This window comes from Methylobacterium sp. WL116, from assembly GCF_008039455.1.
Lineage (GTDB): Bacteria > Pseudomonadota > Alphaproteobacteria > Rhizobiales > Beijerinckiaceae > Methylobacterium.
In genome coordinates this window covers 1-5,050 of the sequence record NZ_VRUV01000334.1, presented here as the reverse complement: position 1 = coordinate 5,050, position 5,050 = coordinate 1, and the positions used below count along the sequence as shown (strand labels likewise).

Annotated in this window: 5 protein-coding genes; 1 reads left to right on the top strand and 4 read right to left on the bottom strand. The window is 73.3% G+C overall.

Annotated elements, in window-relative coordinates:
• Positions 1-2,402, top strand: a 2,402-nt coding sequence (locus FV223_RS30625; protein ID WP_187276186.1) for a hypothetical protein, incomplete at its 5' end; no start/stop codon positions are given.
• Between the two features lie 120 nt (positions 2,403-2,522).
• On the opposite strand, the gene FV223_RS19650 is transcribed toward FV223_RS30625, so the two are convergent.
• The 4 genes from FV223_RS19650 to FV223_RS19635 form a co-directional block, all read right to left on the bottom strand.
• Positions 2,523-2,870, bottom strand: a complete 348-nt coding sequence (locus FV223_RS19650) for a DUF6883 domain-containing protein (protein ID WP_147728582.1) — start codon at positions 2,868-2,870, stop codon at positions 2,523-2,525.
• The gene (locus FV223_RS19645; protein WP_147728581.1) at positions 2,867-3,118 is read right to left on the bottom strand and encodes a DUF4926 domain-containing protein; all 252 of its coding nucleotides are present in this window, start codon (positions 3,116-3,118) and stop codon (positions 2,867-2,869) included. Before FV223_RS19645 ends, FV223_RS19650 begins: the two co-directional genes overlap by 4 nt.
• Positions 3,119-3,181: 63 nt before the next feature.
• On the bottom strand, positions 3,182-3,943 hold the full coding sequence (gene fliP / locus FV223_RS19640) for a flagellar type III secretion system pore protein FliP (RefSeq protein WP_147728584.1): 762 nt from the start codon (positions 3,941-3,943) through the stop codon (positions 3,182-3,184).
• 80 nt (positions 3,944-4,023) lie between these two features.
• Positions 4,024-5,050: lysylphosphatidylglycerol synthase domain-containing protein (locus FV223_RS19635; protein WP_246687941.1), on the bottom strand; the 1,027-nt coding region annotated here is incomplete at its 5' end.

Below are 5,050 nucleotides of genomic sequence, written 5' to 3'. Positions count from 1 at the left end.
GGCCACCGGCGCCCGAGCCGCCCGAGCGGCAGGCCGGGTCCGGCCTCGTCTTTCCGTTCGCCAAGCGCCCGGCGGTCGCATTGTTCGAGCGCGGCGGGGTCGCGACCCTGGTCTTCGAGACCGGCGAGCCGGTCGCCCTCCCGACCGGCGGGTCGGGCGGCCTACGCGCCCTCGGCGAGCCGGTGCGGACGGGTGCGCTGACGGCGTTGCGCTTCGCCGTCCCGGCCGGGACCTTGCTCGATCTCGTGCCGGTGCGTGCCGGGTCCGCCGCCGGCGCCTGGGAGCTGACCGCGGGGGACGACCTCGGCCCGAGCGACACCCTCGCGCCGACGCGCCTGCCCGACGCCGCCGGGCACGGGCGCGTCGCGGTCGGCCTGCCGCAACCCGCCAGCGCGGCATGGCTCGATCTCGACGGCGAGCGCATCGCCGTCGTCACCGCGCGCAGCTGGAAGCCCGCCGGCATCGCGAAGCGCCAGCGCTTCGTCGATTTCGAGCTGCTGCCGAGCCGCTTCGGCCTCGCCATGCTGGCTCAGGCCGACGACCTCACCGTGCGTCCCGACCTCGACGGAGTGGTCATCGGGCGCGAGGGCGGCCTCGCGGTCTCGTCCGTGGCGCGGCCCCCCGAAGCGCCGCTCGCCGAGGCCTCGAACCTCGCGATCCAGCGCGAGCCCTGGGAGCAGGCGCGCCTCGGCGACGTGCGCGAGACGATCCGGGCACAGTTCGGCGCCTCGATCGCGGCGTCCGCCGGAACGCGCGGCCCGCTGCGGCTCACCCTCGCGCGCACCCAGCTCGCCAACGGCCTCGCGCCCGAGGCCCTGACCACCCTCGACGCGGCCTCGGCCGACGACCCCCTGGTGGCGAGCGGCCGCGACACCGCGATCCTGCGCGCCGCGGCGCTCGCCGCGATCGGCCGAAATGCAGAGGCGCGTCGGGTGCTCGCGACCGAGGCGCTGCAGCGCGATCCCGAGGCAGTGCTGTGGCGCGCCGTCGCCGACGGGCAGGTGGGACGCTGGCACGACGCCGAGGCCGGCTTCCAGCGGACCTTGCCGGTGATCGAGCGCTACCCGCTCGCCCTGCAGGCGACGATCCGCACGCTGGCGGCCGAATCCGCGCTCGAGACCGGCGACCTCGACACCGCATTGCAGCGGGTCGCGCGGCTCGCGACCGCCGAGCCGACACCGTTGGAGCGGGACCGCGTCACCCTGGTCCGGGCCCGCGTCGACGAGGCGACCGATCGGACCAAGGCCGCGCTCGACGCCTACGATCGCCTCGCCGAATCGGGCGAGCGACCGGCGGCGGCGGCGGCGGCTCTGCGCGGCACGCTGCTCGCGCGCGAGACCGGCAAGATCACCCCCGACGAGGCGATGGACCGGCTCGAGCGGCTGGCGATCACCTGGCACGGCGGCGAGATCGAGAACGCGATCACCGCCGGGCTCGCCCGGCTCTACATGGCGGCCGGGCGCTACCGCGACGCCTTCACCGCCGTGCGGGCCGCCGATGCCATCGGCTCCGATGCACCCGAGACCCGCGCGCTGCACGACGAGGCGATGGCGCTGTTCGACGAGCTGTACCTCTCGCCGCGGGGCGATTCGCTCAGCGGGATCGACGCGGTGGCGCTGTACTTCGACTTCAAGGACTTCGCGCCGATCGGGCGGCGGGGCGACGCCGTGGTGCGTCGGCTGGCCGAGCGGCTCGTCGGCCTCGACCTGCTCGATCCCGCCGCCAACCTGCTCCAGTACCAGATCGACAACCGCCTCACCGGACCGAGCCGATCGAGCGTCGCGACGCAGCTCGCCTCGATCCGTCTCATGGACGGCAAGCCGCTGATGGCGCTGGAGGCGATCGAGGGAACCTACCTGCCCGAGCTTCCCCGCGACCTGCGCCGCGCCCGGTCGCTGCTGCGCGCGCGTGCCCTGTCCGACCTGTCGCGGACCGATCTCGCGCTCGAGACGATCGAGGGCGAGGCCGGCCCGGACGCGGCGCGGCTGCGGGCGGACATCCTGTGGTCGGCGCGGCGCTGGCGCGAGGCCGGGGAGGCGCACGAGGCGCTGCTCGGCGATGCGTGGCGCTCCGGCAAGGTGCTCGACGACGCGGCCCGCGCCGACGTGATCCGCGCCGGCATCGCCTACGACCTCGCGGTCGAGCCGATCGGGCTCGAGCGGCTGAAGGCCAAGTTCTCGGATGCGATGGCCGACAGCGCCGATGCCCGCACCTTCGCGCTGCTGACCAGCGCCGACGCGACCAAGAAGCCGGGGTTCCGCGAGATCGCCCAGAAGGCGACGAACGCCGAGACCCTGGCGGCCTTCCTCGCCGAGTACCGCAAGCGCTACCCGGACGCCTCGCTCCCCGCCCGCGGCGAGCCCGAGAAGCGCGCGGACGGGCAAGCGACGCCGCCAGGCTGAGCATCGTCGGACCTGGCGGTGCGGCCTCGCCGGATGGCGATGCGTCCGCCGCATGCATTCGTCATCGGAGCGGTTGCCGTGATCGCGGCCTTCGCTTCGTCGGGTCGATGGGCGAAGGCATCAGCGCGTCAGCGGCACCGCGGTGATGAGGCGCCAAGCGATCGCCGCTTGTTGCTGCCAGACGACGCGGACGCGCGGGCGCCGTCCATCCGGGGCAGCGATCGGCCCCTCGACGACGAGGCGCACGCGACCGTCGACCTGGACCAAGCGAAGGGCTTCCGTGCCGTAGAGTGCGTCGGCCTGTGCCAGCAAGGCTCGGCCGAGCTCTTGCGGCCGGGACCGATCGAACCCGAAAGACAGGAAGAAGCGCGCCTTCGGGCCGCCTGTCGGATGTTCGGGGTTTAGGAGGTAATCGACCAGCTTGCCGTCCGGAATCTCGAGGACCGGCCACCAGCCTTCGTCGATCAAGGAACCGAGCGCCCCGTTCGCACGAGCTGCGCTGCCTCGACGGTGGCGAGCGCGCCGGGTGGTTCCGGGAACTCGACCTCGTAGGCCTCGCCGGCCCCCCAGACCGCGACCACGGTTCCCGCGGCGCCGGCCGGGATCATGTCGCCGTCCATCGTCACGACACTGGCAAGCACGCGCACGTCGTCGAGATCCCGCAGCGGAGCGCCGGGATCGGTCCGCCGCATGAGGTGGATGGTGTCGACCGACATGGGCTCAGGATGGGCCGCGCCGGGCGGCTCGTCAATGTGAGCTTTCCGCGAACGAAGCCTGCGTCAGCTTCCCCCGTAGCTCTGCACCAGCGACCCGGCGACGAGCGTCCAGCCGTCGACCAGCACGAAGAAGATCAGCTTGAACGGCAGCGCCACGGTCGCCGGCGGCACCATCATCATGCCCACCGCCATCAGCACCGACGCGACCACGAGGTCGATGATCAGGAACGGGATGAACAGCAGGAAGCCGATCTCGAAGGCGCGGCGCAGCTCCGAGATCATGAAGGCCGGCGTGACGATCTCGAGGCCGACCGCCTCGGGCCCGGAGGGCACCGGCACCTTGGCCATGTCGAGGAACAGCTTCAGGTCCTTCTCGCGGACGTTCTTCAGCATGAACGCCTTGAACGGCGCCGACGCCCGCTTGAAGGCCTGCCCCTGCGTGATCTGGTTGGCGAGCAGCGGCTCGATGCCGGCGCGGTAGGCTTCGCGCCCGGTCGGCGCCATCACGAAGGCGGTGAGGAACAGCGCGAGGCTGACGATCACCGTGGTGGGCGGCGCGGTCTGAGTGCCGAGCGCCGAGCGCAGGATCGACAGCACCACCACGATCCGCGTGAACGCGGTCGCCATCACCAGGACCGAGGGCGCCAAAGCCAGCACGGTGATGAGCGCGACGAGCTGCAGCGCGCGCTCGCTGGCGCCGCCCGCGCCGAGATCCACGGTGAGGCTCTGCGCGGCGGCCGGACCCGCGCCGAGCGCGAGCGCGAAGACGGCGAGCCCGAGACGACGCGGGATCCGGAAACGAGCATGGATGTCGGCGGGCTTCATGGCGGCGGCACCCTGGGGCGGGTTCTCGGGCCGTGCAAGCCTGGAGGACGGGTCGAGCCTTGCGGACGGGCTGCGTGCGCTCATGGCGTCGGCGAGCCCACGGTGCCGCGGCGCGATTCGAGGTTCTGCCACACGATCAGGGAGGGTAGGCCGAGCACCACGTCGGGGACGCGCTTGGCGAGCGACAGGGCGATGGCGGTGCCGGGATCGATGCCGAACAGCGCGCCGACGATCACGAAGCCGCCCTCCTGCACGCCGAGCCCGCTCGGGATCGGGAAGGCCGCCGACTTGATCGCCTGGCTCAGGGCCTCGATCACCAGGACCTCGGACACAGTCACGCCCTCGACGCCGATGCAGGCGAGCACGATGGCGATCTCGGCCGCGCCCAGCGTCCAGGCGAGCGCGTGCAGCAGGACCGATTGCAGCAGGCGCAAGTGCCGTCCGCGGCCCCAGACCGCATCGAGCGCATCCTGCACGCTGCCGCCCTCGCTGCGGGCCGGCTCGGCCTCGCGCACGAAGCGCCGCGAGAGCGCGCCGAGCTTGCGCTCGACGAAGCGCGCCGCACCCGTGCGCTGGAAGGCGAAGAAGGCGGCGAGCACGAGGCCGGCGACCGCGAGCGCCCGCAGCACCCAGCGCGCGAGCTCGGCGGCCGGCTCGCCCTCCACCTGCATCAGCAGGCCGGCGCCGAGCAGCGCGAACAGCGCCTGCGTTCCGACCTGGAACAGCATGTCGGCGAGGATTGAGGCGGCGGCGAGCGGCCCGGCGACGCCCCAGAAGGTCAACAGCCGGCCGCCGACCACGTCGCCCCCGACGGAGGCGACCGGCAGCAGCACGTTGATGCCCTCGCGCACGAAGCGCAGGGTGGCGAAGGCGGGAAGGCCGGCCGGCGACAGGCCGTCGAGGATGCGCTGCCAGGCGACCGCGCAGATCGTCACGATGGCCGCCCGCATCATCACCACGGCGGCCAGGCCCAGGAACCCGATCCGGCCGAACGCGTCGGCGACGGCTCCGAGGTCGTTGGTGGCGACGAGCCAGACGGCGAGGCCGAGGCCGAGCACGGTGCCGGCCAGCGGCAGGCGGCGCAGGATCGCCCGCGCGACCCCGGGC